A 17,485-nucleotide genomic window follows, 5' to 3' on the forward strand; every position below is an offset into this window, starting at 1 on the left:
CTTGATAAAGCGTTGTTGAAGTGCATCTGGAGGGAGATCCAATATATAAATATTTTAGTTGCCAATAATTATGACAGAAAAAAATATTCATACACCTTTAACGACGGAAAGTAGTCTAAGCCATTTATGGGTACAACCTAAATTTGAGTATCTCCATTCAAAACATTTTGATGGTGAATGTTTTTTCAATGCAGCTAGTTCATTAGAAAAAGCATCAAAAGTAGATTTGTATAAATGGCTTATTACACGGAAATCTTATACATGGGATGTAGATATTCAAAAAGAATATGAAAATATAGATCATCATTCTCAGAATATTCCTGAAGCAAGACCGCATGCGAATTTAAATGATTGGAATGTATGGTTTATCGGGCATGCAACAGCATTGATACAAATAGGACCATATAATTTTTTGACCGATCCTGTTTGGTCTGACTATGTGAGCCCGAAGCAGGGAATGGGACCACGTCGCGTTTGTCCTCCGGGCATTCATTTGGAAGACTTACCTCATATTGATGGTATTTTGCTTAGTCATAATCATTATGATCACATGGATATTGCAACTTTAAAATGGTTGCATGAAAAGTTTGGCATGATGATTTATACAGGATTAGGAAACTCTTTTTACTTACCAAATGAATTTCACATTACTGAGTTAGATTGGTGGGAATCTATTTATTTAGATGATTTAAAAATTACATATACACCAGCACAACACGGTTCAGGACGTGGATTTCGTGATCAAAATCGGGCTTTATGGGGCGGTTTTTCTGTGTCAAATGGAACGGATCATTGTTATTTCGCGGGTGATACTGGTTATGCAGGGCACTTTAAAGAAATTAAGCAAAAGTTAGGTGCTCCAAGAATTGCACTTTTACCAATTGGTGCTTATGAGCCTAGAGCAGTTTTGCGTTATGTACATATGAATCCTGAAGATGCCTTTCAAGCACACCAAGATTTACATGCAAAATGCTCTTTAGCAATTCATTACCGTACTTTTCAGCTAACTGATGAAAGTCGAGAACAACCCGAGGAAGACTTACACAAAGCCATGCGGCATTCTTCAATATTAGTAAATCCATTTTATTGTATTCGTGAAGGAAAAAAGTTGGTGGTTTAGGTATAAAAAATAATCTATTTATGCCGTTTTTTAAAGATGATGAATTGGTGCGAGAGTGAAGGTGTTTAAAGCATCTTAAAGATGAAAGCAATCAACTGAATTATTTTTTAAGATATTGTAAGTTATTATTTAAATTAATATTTTGTTTTTATATATTTTGAAATGATAAGAATTTTCGATTGTGTTTATTCGTAAAAACAACTTTAGGTTAGTGACTAAAACAGTTATGTTAATAGTGTAGTTAATCTATTTTTAATGGTTCATCAAAATAATCATTGTTTATTAATTTGGAGCTTAAAATGACACAAAATACGCAAGCGACAGGTTGTCCTTTTCATAAATTGGAAGGCGGTCAAACAAGTGTAGCCAGCACTAACAATGCAGATTGGTGGCCGAATGCACTTAATTTAGATATTCTTTCTCAACATGACACAAAAACAAATCCTTTAGATCCAGATTTTGATTATCAAGCAGCATTTAATTCTCTGAATTTAGAAGAAGTTAAGGCTGATCTTCGCGCATTAATTAATAGTAGCCAAGATTGGTGGCCATCAGACTATGGTAGCTATATTGGTATGTTCGTACGTACTGCTTGGCACTTGGCAGGTTCTTATCGTAAACAAGACGGTCGCGGTGGTGCAAATACAGGTAACCAGCGATTTGCGCCTTTAAATAGTTGGCCTGATAACGTAAATACAGACAAAGGTCGTCGTTTACTTTGGCCAATTAAGAAAAAATATGGTAACAAACTATCTTGGGGCGATTTAATCGTCCTTGCAGGTACAGTTGCTTATGATGTGGCAGGCTTAAAAACATTTGGTTTTGGTGGTGGTCGTGAAGATATTTGGGCACCTGAAAAAGACATTTATTGGGGTGAAGAGCGTGAATGGCTTGCACCTACAAAAGAACGTTATAGCAGTGATGCCGATCGTGCAAGCTTAGAAAATCCGCTTGCTGCTGTGCAAATGGGTCTTATCTATGTGAATCCTGAAGGTGTTGATGGTGTTCAAGATCCATTACGTACTGCACAAGATATGCGTGTAACCTTTGACCGTATGGGTATGGATGACGAAGAAACTGTAGCGCTTACAGTGGGTGGTCATACTGTTGGTAAAGCACATGGTAATGGTGATGCCTCTAAACTTGGTGCAGATGTTGAAGGTGCAGATGTTGAATTCCAAGGCTTAGGTTGGCACAATCCTGAAGGCACTGGTAATGGTGCAAATACTGTTGTTAGTGGTCTAGAAGGTGCTTGGACAACGCATCCTGATAAATGGGATAACGAATTTCTGTATTTACTATTCACTTATGAATGGGAAAAAACAGTAAGCCCAGCGGGTGCAAAACAATGGGAACCTGTGAACATCAAAGAGGAAGATAAACCTGTTGATGCACATAATCCGAATGTACGCCGTAATCCAATGATGACAGATGCCGATATGGCACTTAAATTTGACCCTGCATATCGCAAAATTGCTGAAGATTTCTACCATAATCCAGCGAAGTTGGACGATGCATTTGCTCGTGCATGGTTTAAATTAACTCACCGTGATATGGGTCCTAAGACGCGTTATTTAGGTGCAGATGTTCCTGCTGAAGATTTAATTTGGCAAGATCCAATTCCTACAGCAGATTACACCTTGTCAGATGCAGAAGTTGCAGATCTTAAAGCAAAATTGTTAAACAGTGGTTTAACTTCAGCTGAGCTGATTGCAACTGCATGGGATAGCGCACGTACTTTCCGTGGTTCAGATTACCGTGGTGGTGCAAATGGTGGTCGTATCCGTCTTGCTCCGCAAAAAGATTGGGAAGGTAATGAGCCGACTCGTTTGGCAAAAGTATTGGCTAAACTTGAAGAAATTCAATTAGGCCTTGCGAAGAAAGTGAGCATTGCAGACTTAATCGTATTGGGTGGTACAGCAGCAGTTGAGAAAGCGGCACAAGCTGCGGGCGTGAATGTTACAGTTCCATTCCTTGCTGGTCGTGGTGATGCAACTCAAGAACAAACAGATGCTTACTCATTCGAAGATTTTGAGCCTAAAGCAGATGGTTTCCGTAACTTTGTGAAAAAAGAATATGCTGTTCAACCAGAAGAGCAACTTCTTGACCGTGCACAATTACTTGGTTTAACCGCTCCAGAAATGACTGTTTTAGTAGGTGGTTTACGTGTACTAGGTGCAAACTTCGGTGAGTCTAAACACGGTGTATTCACAGATCAAGTTGGCGTGTTAAGCAATGACTTCTTCGTAACATTAACTGATATGGCTTATAACTGGAAACCTACAGGAAAGAACTCATACAGCATTGTTGAGCGTGCAACAGGTACTGAAAAATACACTGCAACACGTGTTGACTTAGTATTTGGTTCTAACTCGATTCTTCGCGCCTATGCAGAAGTTTATGCGCAAGATGATAACAAAGAAAAATTTGTTAAAGACTTTATTGCTGCATGGACTAAAGTCATGAATGCAGACCGTTTTGATGTGAAATAAGTTTCACAGAAAGATCATTATAGAAACCGCCCTAAGGGGCGGTTTTTTATTTTCTATAACTCACAGTTTTATATTCAACTTGAAATTTTCATAAAATGGCGCAATATACAGACAACATCATGAGGATGTTTTACTTAAAAGGTATTCAAATGGCAAAGAAAAAGCTACAGCCTGAAGTTGAACTGCGAAACTTTGTGGCAAAACACATGAATGATTTCAACAAAAGCCAAACTTTTGTAGATCGGAAAAAAGATGCAAAACGTGGTTATTCAAAACACAAAAAAGGGAGATACTCAAATGATTATCTCCCTTTTACTTTTTATAGTTTTACAATAATTTAAAATTAAGCACTCACAATACGTGTAGAAGGCTTAACCATATCTTCCAAACCATGCGTTTTAAAATAATATTCCATCATACTTTTTACAATAAGCGGATTATCCATTTTCAAAGCACGTGCTAATAGCTCTTGAGCATCCGTCATTGGAATATGACAAATGGCTTTACGCACACGTAAAATATTACTTGAACTCATAGAAAGCGTATTAAAGCCCATTGCCATGAGTAATGTCGCAGATAAAGGATCACCAGCCATTTCACCGCATAAGCTCACGGGTTTTTCATATTTATGGCATTCTTTAACTAAGCGAGTTAAAGCGCGTAAAACAGCAGGGTGATAATTGGAGTAGACGTTTGCAACACGTGGATTATTACGGTCAACAGCTAATAAATATTGTGTTAAATCGTTTGAGCCTACAGAGAAGAAATCTACAAGTTCTGCAAACTCTTCAATTTGTAAAAGTACACTTGGCACTTCAACCATAATACCAATTTTAGGTTTGTTAATTTTAACCTGTTCTTCTTCTTGAACAGCAATCCAGTCTCGGTTTAATAAATACAAAGCTTCTTCGACTTCACTTACACTGGTGATCATTGGAAGCAAAATATGTAAATTATTGAGCCCAATGCTTGCTTTAAGCATAGCGCGAATTTGCGAAGAAAAAATTTCAGGATGATCTAGTGTGAAGCGAATTCCACGCCATCCTAATGCTGAGTTTTCTTCTTCAATCGAAAAATAAGGCAAGTCTTTATCTGCACCAATATCTAAGGTACGCATAACGACAGGTTTATTCGCAAAGTGGCTCAATTGTTGACGATAGATTGCTCGTTGTTCTTCTTCCCCAGGGAAGCGGTCACGAAGCATGAATGGAATTTCAGAGCGATATAGACCAACACCTTTCGCACCACGCTGTACACCACGTACAACATCAATCATTAAGCCAGTATTTACAAATAGCTTAACTGCTACGCCATCAGGTGTAATGGCATCCTTGGTTTCATATTGTTTTAAATCTTTTGCTATTAACTCTTCTTCTTTTTGAATGTCTTTATAGCGAGTTCGTAAACGTCTTGGTGGATTGGTAAAGACACGTCCTTGATGAGCATCCACAATCATTTCAACATCATCAAGCGTGTTAATTGGTAATTCGGTTACACCCACAACGGTTGGAATACCTAACGCACGTGCAACAATAACCATGTGTGAATTCATTGCGCCTTCTGTGGTCACAATGGCTGCAATTTTATCGACAGGAAGCTCAACCAATGCCGCTGTTGAAATTTCTTCGCCAATGAGAATGCTTTCATCAGTCAGTTCACGATGGCTCGAATCTGCTTCTTGCAAGCAAGCAAGAATACGTCGACCTAAATCTTTAAGGTCAGAAACGCGTTCACGTAAATAGTCATCTTCCATTTGAGCAAACAGCGCAATATGGTTTTCAATGACAATACGTACAGCACCTTGTGCCCAATTACCATCTCGAATAATTTCTTTAATTTCAGCAGGCAGGGCATTTTCATCTAACATACGTAAGAATACGCTGAATAATGCACGTTCTTCTGCCATTAAGGCATCTTGCATTTTGTCATCAAGCGATTGAATTTCATTACGAACAGATTCTAATGCCTGATCGAGCAATTCAAGTTCTTCACTAATATCTTCAGCTTCACGGTCAGGAACCGCACCTAAGTCTGCAGGTGGATATAAAACCACAGCTCGACCGAGTGCAATACCACCAGAGCCTGAAACACCTTGGAATGTCTTATAAGCAGGTAAATTACTTGGTTTGCGGAAAATATCAATGGTGCTAACTGCATGTGTATGCGCAATTACACCTGAAAGTTGTGCACATAAGGTAACAAGGAATGATTCAGCTGCTTCACTAAAGTCTTGAGTTTCTCTATTTTGAACAACCAATACCCCCATTACTTTACGGCGATACATGACAGGTACGCCAAGGAATGAGTTGTAAATTTCTTCGCCTGTTTCGGGAAGATAAAGGAAGCGCTCGTGTTTTGGAGCATTGTCTAGATTGACAATTTCTTCACGTTGTCCAACTAAGCCAATAAGACCTTCACTTGTTTGCAATGAAACATGACCAACAGCTTCAGGGTTTAAACCCTTAGAAGCCATAAGTAAGTAGCGTTGATTACGTTCATCGAGTAAATAAATAGAGCAGACATCAACATGCATGGCTTCAGCCACTTGGTTGACCATAATGTCTAAAGATTCATGCAAGCTGGTTGACGCATTGATCTCTTGGACTATACGTCTTAATGTATCCAGTTGCATATTCGACATTGAGCCTGCTCCATTTAGAATTCTAGTTTCAGTCTATTTATAACAATACTTGGCTGAAAAATCTGCATAAATATGCGATTTTTTAAGGTTTTTGTAAGGGGAGCTGTGTGCACAACTCCACCATGGCCTTACGATAAACATCGCGCTTAAAATTAACAACCTGACCCAATGGATACCAATAGCTTACCCATTGCCATTGATCAAATTCGGGTGGATCCGATAAATTTAACTGAATATTCTGTGCCGAAGCAGTGAGTTTCAGTAAAAACCACTTTTGTTTTTGACCAATACATACAGGGTCAGAGTCTGTACGAATAAATCGATTTGGCAAACGATAACGCAACCAATCTGAAGTTTGCGCTAAAATTTCGACATGTTCGGGCAGTAAGCCAACTTCTTCTCTCAGCTCACGATAAAGTGCCTGTTCGGGAGACTCTCCAAGTTGGATTCCTCCTTGTGGAAATTGCCAAGCATTGTGTCCAATGCGTTTTGCCCATAAAACCTGTCCAAACTCATTTGCCAAAATGATCCCGACATTGGGTCGGAAACCTTCGGAGTCGATCATTTGGCTACCTAAATAATGTTTAATTTATACCTTTGCCATTGGGGATTGTTATTTCTTTCATCCAACTCAAAAAAAGCAAAGTTTAAAAATGTTAAAATTGCTATGATCTTAACGAATTTCTATCGACTAGCGGAGATAGATTTACAATTTTTTTCTTAAATTTCAGTTTTTACGAGTATTTTCATGAAATTGGCGCTATTTGATCTAGATCACACCTTACTTAATACAGATTCAGACCATTCTTGGGGTGAGTTTTTGGTCAATGAGGGCTTGGTTGACCCTATTCGTCATCGTGAAATGAATAATAAATTCTATGAAGATTATAAAGCAGGGCAACTCGATCCTATTGCGTATAATGAATTTGTATTTGAGTTTTTAATTCAGCACGACAATGAATATTTAACTGAATTACATCAGTTGTTTATGCAAAAAGTAATTCGTCCACAAATGCGTCCTGAAGGTTATAAAGCGATTCAGCGTCATAAAGATGCAGGTCACCAACTTGTAGGTATTACCGCAACTTCAGATTTTATTACAGCACCTATTTTTCGTGAATTTGGTATTACTGAAATTATTGCGACAAATGCCGAAGTAGTAAGTGGAAAATACACAGGAAAAGTAACCAATATTCCATGCTATCAAAAAGGTAAATTAGCCCGTTTAGATCAATGGTTAGAAGGGCGTGAGGTTGGTGAGTCTTGGGCTTATTCAGACTCTATTAATGACCGTTTTTTACTTGAATATGCAGATCATTCGATTGCAGTTAATCCAGATGATCGTTTAGAGGCGCTTGCCATTGAGCAGGGGTGGGATATTCAAGATTGGTCAATCTAAGCGTGTTAGATTGAATAAGAGCAGTACAAATGTACTGCTCTTTTTTTTGTGTAGAAAATTTGGCACAAAAATATGATTTAATTTTTAAATGAAAATGTTATGTTTATTTTAAGAATGAAAATAATTTGAGAGGAAAAAGACCATGACCGTGCAACCAAGAATGACAAATTTGTTTGAACAACTTGGCTTAGACTCAAGCGAAGAAGCAATCGCATTATTTATTGTGACACATCAACTAAATGCTCAAACAAAAATTACTGAAGCTGATTATTGGAGTGAAAGTCAGCGTCAGTTTTTAGCAGAAAAAATCAAATCGGATGGTTCATGGGCATTAGTTGTTGATCAATTAAATGAATCTTTACATGAAGACTCGCTTATCAAATCTCAATAACTTTTTATTTGGATTAAAAAATTAAGAAATATCTAAGTAACGTTGGTTTTTTATACTTGACTGAATAAAAAGGAAAAAATATGTCATTTGAAGAGGATAGTCATTTGCCACCGTCATTACCATTATCGAATAATGAGTTGAATGATGATGATAAAAAAGCACGATTTGTTGGGGAAAAATATGCTGGATATTACAAAGAAAAATTTGACCAAATAACACCTAAAAAGCAAATGGCAGGTTTTCATATAGCTGCATTTTTTTTAGGACCTATTTGGCTCTTTTATCGAAAAATGTATGTATATGGAGCCATATACATCGCTTTTGTTTTTGCATCAGGTATGGTGATTAGCATTTTTGAAATGCCAGAATCTATTGATCGTGCTATTTCAATTGGCTTATCTATTACAATGGGATTGGGTGGCAATGGTCTTTATAAATACTTTGTAGAAAGACGAATTAAGACCATTACGGAAAATCATCCAGCTGATTTTAATGAAGTCTTAGCTGAAAAAGGTGGAACAAACTCAATTGCAGCATGGAGTTTACTCATTCTTATAGTGATTTTAATTTACATCAGTATGTAACTTTTAAGTAGATTTTAAAAAGCCACCTTATCGGTGGCTTTTATTATTTCATCATTTCAATGAGTTCTTTTACTGCTTTTGATTGAGTTCGACCAGGGTGCCAAACCATACCAAGTTGACGATTCATCTCAAGTTTAATATTGAGCTGTTTTAAATCATTATTGACGAGTGTTTTTGGTAAAACAGACCAGCCTAAACCAATAGAAGCCAACATACGAATTGATTCAAGTGGGTTATTACTCATGGTAATTTTAGGTTTTAGCCCTTGTTTTTCAAACTCAGCTAAAGTGATTTGGCTTGTATAAGTTTGAGCTGCAGGTAATAAACTTGGGTATTGAATTAAATCTTCGAGTTGTAAGTTTTGTTTATTTGCTAATGGATGAAATGGTGCAGCAACAAAAACTAAAGGATCATTCCAAATAGTGACATAGTTAAGACGGTCATCACCTTCAGGTGGCAGTGTTAAGAAAGCCAATTCTAAATCACCTGCTAATACTTGTTCATGTGCTTGTTCTGAATCAACAAAATGCACATCTAGTTTTACATTTGGAAATTGTTGAACATATTCTTTTAAATGATGAGGGAGGTGGTGTAAGCCTAAATGATGGCTTGTTCCAATTTTAAGTTTACCTTGTACCTGATCTTGTTCATGACTGAGCGTATGGTGAATATCACCTAATTCATTCAGCCAATTTTTTACTTTAGGTAATAGTGAATGTGCTGCATGAGTGGCTTGAACACCACGACCAGCAGATTCAAATAGTTTCACGCCAAAATAGTCTTCTAAGCTATGAATACGCTTTGTTACAGCGGGTTGAGTAATAAATAAATGGTCGGCAGCTAGGGAGATAGAGCCAGTTTCCATAACCTTAACAAAGGCTTCAAATGCTGCAAGATTCATAAGAAATTCAAGTTATTAAATTATCCTTAAATTATAAAATAAATTTATATTAAAAGCGAATTGGAAATTATTTTAAAGGGAATAAAAAAAGATCACAGAAATTGTGATCTTTTTTTATTGGAGTATTAACGAAAATTTAAATTAGGTTGTAACGTTTTTCTGTGACTTTTTATCCCAAATTTTTTCGTGGAAAAAGAATGCAACAGCTTGTACGGTAGGTTCTAGTAAACTTAAAGTAAGCGCCATCCAAATACTACCAGTTACGAAATAGCCAACTAACATTGCTACTGTAATGTGCATGAAATAGTAGCTTAAAGTTTTCTTTAGCGTTCGCTGATTACGGTCTACAAATTTTTGAATATGAACCATGATAATACTCCAATAGGTGTTCATTAATTTATATAAATAATAATCATTCTTATTTGTGTTGTAAATAAGGTTATTTTAATTAAGATGATTGAAGAATTAGATTTCTCTTAAAAAGACTTAAATAAATTGTTACAACCTTAGTTTTAATAAAATTGAAATGAACCTGATTACTGTGAAAAGCATAATCACATGAATTTTATATGTATTATTTTTCTATTTTTCTTGCGATTAGTCATTTTTTGAGTAAATGGTATAAAGTTACATTTATTTTCTTAAAAAAAGCCACAATACACGTTAGTATTTGAGCCCAAGGATTTTGAAATAGTATTATATTTCATTGGTTTAAATATAAATTTGTTTAAATTTAGGGGCTTAGAGGACGTTATGGTTGGGGATGTAAGTTATATTAATCAACAGGATATGGATGCTCCTGCTGTACAATACAACTTAGGCGCTGATAGTGCTTATACGAATAGAAATACAGATTACGAAGCATATTTAAAAAAATCTCAAGCTGCTAAAAAAGCTGCAGAAAAACCACGTAATTTTACTCAACTTGATATTAGTAAATTTGGTCAGCTATTGGCTAATATTACGCGAACGACCAGCACACAAAAATGTGCAAGAAGTATTCGCGTAGCCTTACAAGATTCAGGAGCTAAAATTGAAAAACATCCTATAGCAGCATCAGATTGGGGAAACACGCTGCAAAAATTAGGTTTTACAAAAATTATGCCTCAGTTTGATCGTCCTCAAAAAGGCGATATTTATATTATCAAGGCAACATCACAACACTCATATGGTCATATTGCGGGCTATTCAGGTTCAGACTGGGTTTCTGATTTTAAACAGCGTACTTATGATGTCTATAAAGATAAAAAAGTAACGTATGAGTACTATCGATTACCTAAGTAATTTTTATTTGAAACGTTTCGCACGATTTACATGAATAGAAACAATAAACAAGCCTAGGCAAATAAAACCTAGGCTTTGTATTATCAGCCAAATTTTATCTATTTTGGGGGTTGATACAATTAGAAAATTAATCAAAAGAATAGGTAAGACAAAGAAAAGAATTTGAAAGCCATTAGCATATTTATTGCTTGGACTGAGCTTGTTTTTTGCCTGATAAATGATATGAAATAAAATACCTACAACTAAACAGAGCACGATCTCTAAAGGCTTGAGTGGGGCAATGGTAGAACAAAAATAAATGATGATACATGTGATAATACATACCATCAGTTTAATTTCACGCGTACATTTTTCGGAATACCAAAACTTAAGCATTAAGAAGATTCTTTCTGATTCAACAGAGAAAGGGGAGAGAAAATACAAATGGCTAGAATCATAAAGCAGATCCCTTGAGCACCTGGAATGAGAATATCTCCATTTTTCATATTCACAAATACTAATCCTAGAACGAGTGCAATTGGAATCCATGTAAGAATGCGGTAAAGCAAGCCTGCTGGTTTTTTGCTTGCAAAATGGATTTTACAATAACGACAAATTAGAAAAATAATACCTGTACCTAAGAACATTATAATGGAATCTAAACTCAAAGGCTGTATGCGATAAAGAACAATTGTTGCGACAGCAATGGTAATGAATAACGCTAATTTTTTGAGTACAGAAATTTGAGGATTAAACCAAAATTCGAGCATGTTGACTGGAGAGTTTTATTGGATTGAGATCACTTTATCATAAACGGGAATAAAAAAAGCGAGGCAATTGCCTCGCATATTTTATGAATTTTTTAATGGACCCCAGTCGTATATTTTTTTCTGGTAAGCATACCAAAGCATCCATAATCCAATAAGAATCATAGGTACAGTCAGGAACTGTCCTTTACTCATCCAACCAATAAATAGTTGACCATTATCAGGTTCTCGGAAGAACTCAACTACAAAACGTGCTAGTCCATATCCAATTAAAAATACAGCAGAAACGGCATAACGTGGACGAGGTTTAAAGCTAAACCACCACAACACAATAAATAGCAATAAACCTTCACAGAATGCTTGATATAACTGAGATGGATGACGAATAATTTGTAGAGGGTCTGTCGGGAAAATCATGCCTAAAGCGAAGTTTGGATCTGTTACTGCACGACCATATAGTTCGCCACCAATAAAGTTACCAAAGCGACCAAACATTAAACCAGTTGGTACGCAAGGTGCAATAAAGTCTAGGGTTTGGAACCATGTCATGCTGTATTTTTTACACCAAAATAGCATGGCAATCATAACGCCGAGGAAGCCACCATGGAAACTCATTCCACCCGTCCATACTTGGAACAACCAAAGCGGGTTTGCTAGGAATTGGTCAAATCCGTAGAAAAAGACATAACCAACACGACCACCAATAACAACACCTAGTGCCCCATAAAATATGAGATCTGACACCATATCTGGTGTCCATCCACGTTGTTTTGAGCGGTATGTAGCAAGCCCCCAGGCAAATAAAAATGCCAATAAATACATCAGTCCATACCAATGAACTTGTAGCGGTCCCAATGCTACTGCAATGGGATCGATATTTGGATAGGTCAGCATTGCTGCTCCTTGTCATTATGTTTTGCCTAGATTTTAGCTGAATAATATGAAAAATGTTGTACATTCAATGTGTAAAGAATTTGAGTATGAAAAATGTGTATTGTTGCTCTTGCTTGGCATGTTCTTGAAAGTACGCCTATGTGTTTAATTTCGAATAGAGACGAGTTTTATAACCGTTCATCTGAAAAATTATTTGTATGGGAAAATAGCCCCATTATTGCAGGGCAAGATTTACAGTCGGGTGGAACATGGATGGGAATTACAGCATCGGGTAGATGGGCTGTACTTACAAATTATCGAGATGCAAGAGATAAAAATACGTATCCGACTTCGCGTGGGCACATCATTCAAAGTTTTTTAGAATCAGATTTGACACCTATTCGATTTTCACAACAACTTGAGAAAAATCAATGTGATTATGCTGGTTTTAATTTAATAGTGGGTAATGTCGAACAAGCCGTTTATATGAGTAACCGTGGTGAAGCACCTCAAGTTTTACCAAAGGGAGTATATGTCCTTTCTAATGGTTTAATGACGGAGCATTGGGAAAAAACCTGGCACTTAAGAAAACGATTTACTCAGGAGCTTTTACCCTTATTGCAACAATCTGAAACTTTAGTAACCGATTTAAATTTTGCTGTTTGGGATATTCTTGAAGATGAACGTAAGATTGATGAGGATTTATTGCCCGACACAGGTATTCCAATCGAATTAGAGAAATTATTATCTTCAACTTTTATTCAGAGTCCAAATTATGGAACGAGATGTTCAAATTTTTTAAGATTGAACAGTAATGTGTGGTATTGGCAGGAAAAACAACAAGATAACGTACAGAGAAATGTTGTTCATTTCACTATTCCAATGAACAAATAAAGATGGAAAATTTATCTTTATTTACAGTGTTTCTGGGTAAAAGTGATAGCATGATGTTATTCAAATATGAGGAATAACATGTGGCTTTGTTGCTACCACTTTTTGGTTTTGTGTGTGGTTTAGGACTCGCTTCTTTTTCTATTTCTCAACAACTTAAAACAATATTCGCAAGTGTTTTATCACGTGCATTTATCCCCTATGTAATTATTTATAATATGGTTTTTTATCAGGCGGGAAGTTTAAGCCTGATGTTATTTAGTTTTTGTACTGCAATTTTTATGTTCTATTTCTTTCGCTATTTGTTGAAAGATCAACTTCGAGCATTATGTGTCAGTTATTTAAATTTAGCATGGTTAGGTTTCCCATTTGCCTTAGCTTTATTTGGTCCGTCAATTAGTGCAGCAATGGTTGCTATGTATATTGGTGGGTCTATATTTGGCAATATTTGGGCTGTTTTAGCTTTTGATTCCAATACTCAGGACTATAGAAAATTAATTAAAAAAGTTGCGCTATCTCCTCCAGTTATTGCGTTATTTATAGCTGCCATTTGTCGTATTATTGGTATTCAGGATTTAGAAAATCATCAAATATTAGATGGATTATATTGGATTGCAAAAGTAGGAATGACTTTTACAGGCATGTGTGTATTGGGCGTTTGGCTGAGACATACACGTGTGGGTATAGCCGATTTACTACGTAGTACAAAATTGTATGCAATGCGAATAGTGATTGGCTTGGTTGTATGTGGGCTGAGTTATTACTTTTTGCCAATTCCAAATATGGAAACGGTAATAGGGGGGATGTTCCTGATTTTCTTATTGCCGCCAGCCGTGAATATTGTCGCTTTGGAAACTTATTATTTAGGCACTGGTGAATCGACACGTTATATTGCTGCAGGAACAATTATGAGCTGTGTGCTGGTTTCTTGTTATGGCTTAATTTTACATTTCATTTAAAAAATTATGAAATAAAAAGCCTCCATTTCGGAGGCTTTAAACTATCTAAGAATCTAAAAATTACAGAGTAATGCTTTGCTTAAATAATTTCATTGCTTGACCACGATGGCTAATTTTATTCTTTTCTTCTTTGCTCATTTCAGCACTAGAAATATTTAATTCAGGCAACCAAAATAAAGGGTCATAGCCAAAGCCATTTTCACCGCGTGCGTGTTCTAAAACTTCGCCTTTCCAAATACCTTGGAAAATTTGGGGTAATGGATCATCTGCATGTTGAACAAGTGCTAATACGCATACAAACATTCCTTCGATGATTTCACCATTTTTACGGAATGGTTTGAGGTCTGCTAAAAGTTTTTCATTGTTCGCAGCATCATTACCATGATCACCTGCATAACGAGCAGAATAAATACCAGGTGCGCCTCCTAATATTGGAACGCAAATACCGGAATCATCTGCAATAGCAGGTTTTCCTGAAATTTTAGATGCATGACGAGCTTTTATAATGGCATTTTCAATGAAGCTTAAACCATCTTCGATTGCATCTTCAATATTCAATTGACCTTGAGGAACAATTGTTACAGGAAGTTGAAGTTCAGCAAATAATTTTTCAAATTCAGCGATTTTTCCTTTGTTATTACTCGCAAGTACGAGTGTTCCTTGAGATAGCCAATCTTGAGAAGACATATAATTTCGCTCTTAAATTGAAAATGAAAAGAGGATTTTAACAAATTTGAAAGGAGTTCATGGTAATAAAAAAGCACCTTACGGTGCTTTTTACATGCAGTATATGCTTATTGCGCTTGAATCCATTGATCCGCACGATCACGTGCTTGACGGATTTGATCTTGAGTTAAGTTCGCTGCTAAAGCAGTTTTCTTACCTTCAGAAAGCGTAATTACTTTATTGTCGAGCATGCCATCACGAGTAGACAGCTCATACCACTGGTATGCACCTACGTAATTTTTCTTTTGCTCTTCCATCATTGCAAGGTTGAAACTTGCACGATTGTCACCATGGCTTGCTGCTTTTTCAAAGTATTTACGCGCTAAAGACTCATCTTTACGTACGCCAATACCATCTGCAAGCATGCGACCTACATTCAGTTGAGCAGGCGATAGACCTTGATCTGCAGCTGCTTTGTACCAAGCGAATGCTTGAGCATCATTTTGTTTTACATCTTTACCTTGTTGATATTTGGTTGCAAGGTAAAATTGTGCCCCAGGTTGTCCTGATTTTGCAGCTTTAATTAAATTATTCATATCCATAACTGAATATTGAGCTGCTTGACTTGAAATAGTTGGCTTTGGAGCAACATAATCTGCATGGGCTTGTATGCTATAAAGTCCAACAAGAAGCGTCGTGCTTAATAATAGTTTTTTCATAGAGCGCTCACTCGATAAATAGCGACTTCACCAAACAAATTAGGAAAACGCTTGCTTAACAAGCTATCTTCTTGGTTTTCATTGACCGAAAGTCGATTAATAATCCGTATATTGTTTTCTGCACAAAGTGCTTCAAAGTCACGGAAAGTACATAAATGAATATTGGGTGTGTTATACCACATATAGGGTAAAGCATCTGAAACAGGCATCATTCCTTTCAGCGCAAGGAAAGAGCGGGTCTTCCAATGTGCAAAATTAGGGAATGTGATAATTGCTTGTTTCCCCACGCGCACCATATCTCGTAATAATACGTCTGGTGCATCTACAGCTTGCAAAGCTTGTGCCATAACAACATAGTCAAAAGACTGGTCGGCAAAACGACTTAAACCTAAATTTAAGTCCTGCTGAACAATATTTAACCCTCTACTGACAGCAATTGCAATCTTTTCTTGATCAATTTCTAGTCCGTATGCACGGATATTGTGCTTTTTACTCATATGAGCAAGAAGTTCACCATCGCCACAACCTAAATCGAGTACGCTAGAATCGGGCTTAATCCATTTTTCTGCAAGTTGATGATCAATACGCATTACACAGCCTCCTTGGTCGATTGGAGGTGTTCTTCACCACCTAAGAATGCACGTAAAGATTTTACATACAATGGAATAGGAAATAAGAAAGAGTCATGACCTTGTTCTGCATCAATATCTAAATAACTAACAGGTTTAAAATTGCTAATTAATGCATCTACAATTTCTTGTGAACGAGCAGGGGTAAAACGCCAATCTGTGGTAAATGAAACCACTAAAAATTTACATTTAGTATTTGCCATTGCTTTTTTGAGTGAAAGTTCATATTCACGTGCAGGGTCAAAATAATCCAAAGCTTTGGTCATAATTAAATAAGTGTTGGCATCAAAATTACGACTAAATTGTTCACCTTGATAGCGTAAATAGCTTTCAACTTGGAATTCGACATCGAAACCATACATGAATTTGCCAGACTTTAAGTCACGACCAAATTTTTGTTTCATTGCCTCTTCAGACAGATACGTGATATGACCAACCATACGTGCCAAAATCAGTCCGCGTTTTGGATAACTATCGTTTTCTAAATAGCGACCATTATGAAAATCTGGGTCAGACAAAATAGATTGGCGTGCAACTTCGTTAAAGGCAATATTCTGTGCAGATAGCTTTGGTGCGCTTGCAATAATAACGCATTTTTGTAAACGGTCAGGATAATCCACAGACCATTGTAAAGCTTGCATACCGCCTAAAGAGCCACCAATGACAGCATACCAAACATCAATACCTAAACGATCTGATAATAGTGCTTGAGTTTTTACCCAATCACGAACGGTGACTAGTGGAAAGTCTGGACCATAAGGACGATTTTCATTTTCAGGATTTGGTGATGTTGGGCCTGTAGAGCCACTACATCCGCCAATATTGTTTAAGGCAACAACAAAGAATTTTGATGTATCAATTGCTTTACCTGGACCAATGCAAGAATCCCACCAACCTGGTTTTTTGTCATCTTCATGATGATAGCCAGCAGCATGATGATGACCAGAAAGCGCATGACAAATAAGAATAGCATTGGACTTATCGGCATTAAGTTCGCCGTAAGTTTCAACCATTAGTTCAAAACGTGGAAGAATTCGATCGCATTCGAGGGCTAAAGGCTCTTCGAAAATGAACTTTTGCGGGGTAACTAAACCCACTGAGTCGGCTGGAAAAGACACAGGAATAATTCGCCTTAAATCTTTGGGATCAATAAAGAAAAGGATACCACTTGGGGTATCCTTTTTAAAACA

19 protein-coding genes are annotated in these 17,485 nt (G+C 36.7%); 9 read left to right on the top strand and 10 right to left on the bottom strand.

Annotated features, from left to right (window positions below; translation table 11 throughout):
- Positions 1-70 precede the first annotated feature (70 nt).
- The 3 genes from AC5YC8_RS09815 to AC5YC8_RS09825 all read left to right on the top strand — a co-directional run bounded on the left by AC5YC8_RS09815 (position 71) and on the right by AC5YC8_RS09825 (position 3,953).
- Complete coding sequence (locus tag AC5YC8_RS09815; protein ID WP_496164383.1) at positions 71-1,120, top strand: MBL fold metallo-hydrolase; 1,050 nt, start codon at positions 71-73, stop codon at positions 1,118-1,120.
- A gap of 299 nt (positions 1,121-1,419) precedes the next feature.
- Positions 1,420-3,612, top strand: a complete 2,193-nt coding sequence (gene katG / locus AC5YC8_RS09820) for a catalase/peroxidase HPI (RefSeq protein ID WP_496116297.1) — start codon at positions 1,420-1,422, stop codon at positions 3,610-3,612.
- Between the two features lie 149 nt (positions 3,613-3,761).
- Positions 3,762-3,953, top strand: coding sequence for a DUF7230 family protein (locus tag AC5YC8_RS09825; protein WP_496164401.1), 192 nt, complete (start codon positions 3,762-3,764; stop codon positions 3,951-3,953).
- A 2-nt stretch (positions 3,954-3,955) separates the two neighbouring features.
- On the opposite strand, the gene ptsP is transcribed toward AC5YC8_RS09825, so the two are convergent.
- Entirely contained in the window at positions 3,956-6,253 is a 2,298-nt protein-coding gene (gene ptsP / locus AC5YC8_RS09830; protein WP_496116300.1) for a phosphoenolpyruvate--protein phosphotransferase, read from the bottom strand.
- An 82-nt stretch (positions 6,254-6,335) separates the two neighbouring features.
- On the bottom strand, positions 6,336-6,818 hold the full coding sequence (locus AC5YC8_RS09835) for an RNA pyrophosphohydrolase (protein WP_496116302.1): 483 nt from the start codon (positions 6,816-6,818) through the stop codon (positions 6,336-6,338).
- Positions 6,819-7,001: 183 nt separating this feature from the next.
- On the opposite strand from AC5YC8_RS09835, the gene AC5YC8_RS09840 reads away from it, so the two are divergent.
- The 3 genes from AC5YC8_RS09840 (at position 7,002) to AC5YC8_RS09850 (ending at position 8,627) form a co-directional block, all read left to right on the top strand.
- Positions 7,002-7,652 (top strand): HAD family hydrolase, encoded by a 651-nt coding sequence (locus AC5YC8_RS09840; RefSeq protein ID WP_496116303.1) that lies wholly within the window; start codon positions 7,002-7,004, stop codon positions 7,650-7,652.
- Positions 7,653-7,794: 142 nt separating this feature from the next.
- Entirely contained in the window at positions 7,795-8,043 is a 249-nt protein-coding gene (locus tag AC5YC8_RS09845) for a DUF2789 family protein (RefSeq protein WP_496116304.1), read from the top strand.
- An 80-nt stretch (positions 8,044-8,123) separates the two neighbouring features.
- A complete protein-coding gene (locus AC5YC8_RS09850) occupies positions 8,124-8,627 on the top strand; it encodes a DUF2628 domain-containing protein (protein WP_496116305.1) in 504 nt (167 codons plus the stop codon).
- Between the two features lie 43 nt (positions 8,628-8,670).
- Here AC5YC8_RS09850 and AC5YC8_RS09855 read toward each other — a convergent pair whose 3' ends face one another.
- Both AC5YC8_RS09855 and AC5YC8_RS09860 read right to left on the bottom strand, forming a co-directional pair.
- A complete protein-coding gene (locus AC5YC8_RS09855) occupies positions 8,671-9,528 on the bottom strand; it encodes a LysR family transcriptional regulator (protein WP_496116307.1) in 858 nt (285 codons plus the stop codon).
- A gap of 141 nt (positions 9,529-9,669) precedes the next feature.
- Positions 9,670-9,903, bottom strand: coding sequence for a DUF2061 domain-containing protein (locus tag AC5YC8_RS09860; protein ID WP_496116400.1), 234 nt, complete (start codon positions 9,901-9,903; stop codon positions 9,670-9,672).
- Between the two features lie 378 nt (positions 9,904-10,281).
- Between AC5YC8_RS09860 and AC5YC8_RS09865 the strand changes: the two genes are divergently transcribed.
- A complete protein-coding gene (locus tag AC5YC8_RS09865; protein WP_496116308.1) occupies positions 10,282-10,812 on the top strand; it encodes a CHAP domain-containing protein in 531 nt (176 codons plus the stop codon).
- A 374-nt stretch (positions 10,813-11,186) separates the two neighbouring features.
- Here AC5YC8_RS09865 and AC5YC8_RS09870 read toward each other — a convergent pair whose 3' ends face one another.
- Both AC5YC8_RS09870 and lgt read right to left on the bottom strand, forming a co-directional pair.
- Entirely contained in the window at positions 11,187-11,561 is a 375-nt protein-coding gene (locus AC5YC8_RS09870) for a hypothetical protein (protein WP_496164384.1), read from the bottom strand.
- An 81-nt stretch (positions 11,562-11,642) separates the two neighbouring features.
- On the bottom strand, positions 11,643-12,452 hold the full coding sequence (gene lgt, locus AC5YC8_RS09875; RefSeq protein ID WP_496116311.1) for a prolipoprotein diacylglyceryl transferase: 810 nt from the start codon (positions 12,450-12,452) through the stop codon (positions 11,643-11,645).
- 93 nt (positions 12,453-12,545) lie between these two features.
- Between lgt and AC5YC8_RS09880 the strand changes: the two genes are divergently transcribed.
- Entirely contained in the window at positions 12,546-13,325 is a 780-nt protein-coding gene (locus AC5YC8_RS09880) for an NRDE family protein (RefSeq protein WP_496164385.1), read from the top strand.
- 80 nt (positions 13,326-13,405) lie between these two features.
- On the top strand, positions 13,406-14,281 hold the full coding sequence (locus AC5YC8_RS09885) for an AEC family transporter (protein ID WP_496164386.1): 876 nt from the start codon (positions 13,406-13,408) through the stop codon (positions 14,279-14,281).
- A 60-nt stretch (positions 14,282-14,341) separates the two neighbouring features.
- On the opposite strand, the gene rdgB is transcribed toward AC5YC8_RS09885, so the two are convergent.
- From rdgB to metX, 4 genes are all read right to left on the bottom strand, one after another.
- A complete protein-coding gene (rdgB, locus tag AC5YC8_RS09890) occupies positions 14,342-14,968 on the bottom strand; it encodes an RdgB/HAM1 family non-canonical purine NTP pyrophosphatase (protein ID WP_496164387.1) in 627 nt (208 codons plus the stop codon).
- Between the two features lie 107 nt (positions 14,969-15,075).
- Positions 15,076-15,666 carry a tetratricopeptide repeat protein gene (locus tag AC5YC8_RS09895; protein ID WP_496116314.1) on the bottom strand — a complete coding sequence of 197 codons (591 nt, stop codon included), beginning with the start codon at positions 15,664-15,666 and terminating at the stop codon, positions 15,076-15,078.
- A complete protein-coding gene (metW, locus tag AC5YC8_RS09900; protein ID WP_496116315.1) occupies positions 15,663-16,256 on the bottom strand; it encodes a methionine biosynthesis protein MetW in 594 nt (197 codons plus the stop codon). Before metW ends, AC5YC8_RS09895 begins: the two co-directional genes overlap by 4 nt.
- Entirely contained in the window at positions 16,256-17,413 is a 1,158-nt protein-coding gene (metX, locus tag AC5YC8_RS09905) for a homoserine O-succinyltransferase MetX (protein ID WP_496116316.1), read from the bottom strand. The genes metW and metX overlap by 1 nt, the downstream gene beginning before the upstream one ends.
- Positions 17,414-17,485: the final 72 nt, after the last annotated feature.

This window comes from Acinetobacter sp. FY731, assembly GCF_059515905.1.

What these genes read in the sequence shown, in the direction of transcription:
- AC5YC8_RS09850 (WP_496116305.1), top strand. Translation starts at nt 8,124, where the DNA reads ATGTCATTTGAAGAGGATAGTCATTTGCCACCGTCATTACCATTATCG.
- AC5YC8_RS09840 (WP_496116303.1), top strand. Translation starts at nt 7,002, where the DNA reads ATGAAATTGGCGCTATTTGATCTAGATCACACCTTACTTAATACAGAT.
- AC5YC8_RS09880 (WP_496164385.1), top strand. Translation starts at nt 12,546, where the DNA reads ATGTGTATTGTTGCTCTTGCTTGGCATGTTCTTGAAAGTACGCCTATG.
- rdgB (WP_496164387.1), bottom strand. Translation starts at nt 14,968, where the DNA reads ATGTCTTCTCAAGATTGGCTATCTCAAGGAACACTCGTACTTGCGAGT.
- metW (WP_496116315.1), bottom strand. Translation starts at nt 16,256, where the DNA reads ATGCGTATTGATCATCAACTTGCAGAAAAATGGATTAAGCCCGATTCT.
- AC5YC8_RS09845 (WP_496116304.1), top strand. Translation starts at nt 7,795, where the DNA reads ATGACCGTGCAACCAAGAATGACAAATTTGTTTGAACAACTTGGCTTA.
- AC5YC8_RS09870 (WP_496164384.1), bottom strand. Translation starts at nt 11,561, where the DNA reads ATGCTCGAATTTTGGTTTAATCCTCAAATTTCTGTACTCAAAAAATTA.
- AC5YC8_RS09855 (WP_496116307.1), bottom strand. Translation starts at nt 9,528, where the DNA reads ATGAATCTTGCAGCATTTGAAGCCTTTGTTAAGGTTATGGAAACTGGC.
- lgt (WP_496116311.1), bottom strand. Translation starts at nt 12,452, where the DNA reads ATGCTGACCTATCCAAATATCGATCCCATTGCAGTAGCATTGGGACCG.
- AC5YC8_RS09835 (WP_496116302.1), bottom strand. Translation starts at nt 6,818, where the DNA reads ATGATCGACTCCGAAGGTTTCCGACCCAATGTCGGGATCATTTTGGCA.
- AC5YC8_RS09815 (WP_496164383.1), top strand. Translation starts at nt 71, where the DNA reads ATGACAGAAAAAAATATTCATACACCTTTAACGACGGAAAGTAGTCTA.
- AC5YC8_RS09825 (WP_496164401.1), top strand. Translation starts at nt 3,762, where the DNA reads ATGGCAAAGAAAAAGCTACAGCCTGAAGTTGAACTGCGAAACTTTGTG.
- AC5YC8_RS09895 (WP_496116314.1), bottom strand. Translation starts at nt 15,666, where the DNA reads ATGAAAAAACTATTATTAAGCACGACGCTTCTTGTTGGACTTTATAGC.
- ptsP (WP_496116300.1), bottom strand. Translation starts at nt 6,253, where the DNA reads ATGTCGAATATGCAACTGGATACATTAAGACGTATAGTCCAAGAGATC.
- AC5YC8_RS09865 (WP_496116308.1), top strand. Translation starts at nt 10,282, where the DNA reads ATGGTTGGGGATGTAAGTTATATTAATCAACAGGATATGGATGCTCCT.
- katG (WP_496116297.1), top strand. Translation starts at nt 1,420, where the DNA reads ATGACACAAAATACGCAAGCGACAGGTTGTCCTTTTCATAAATTGGAA.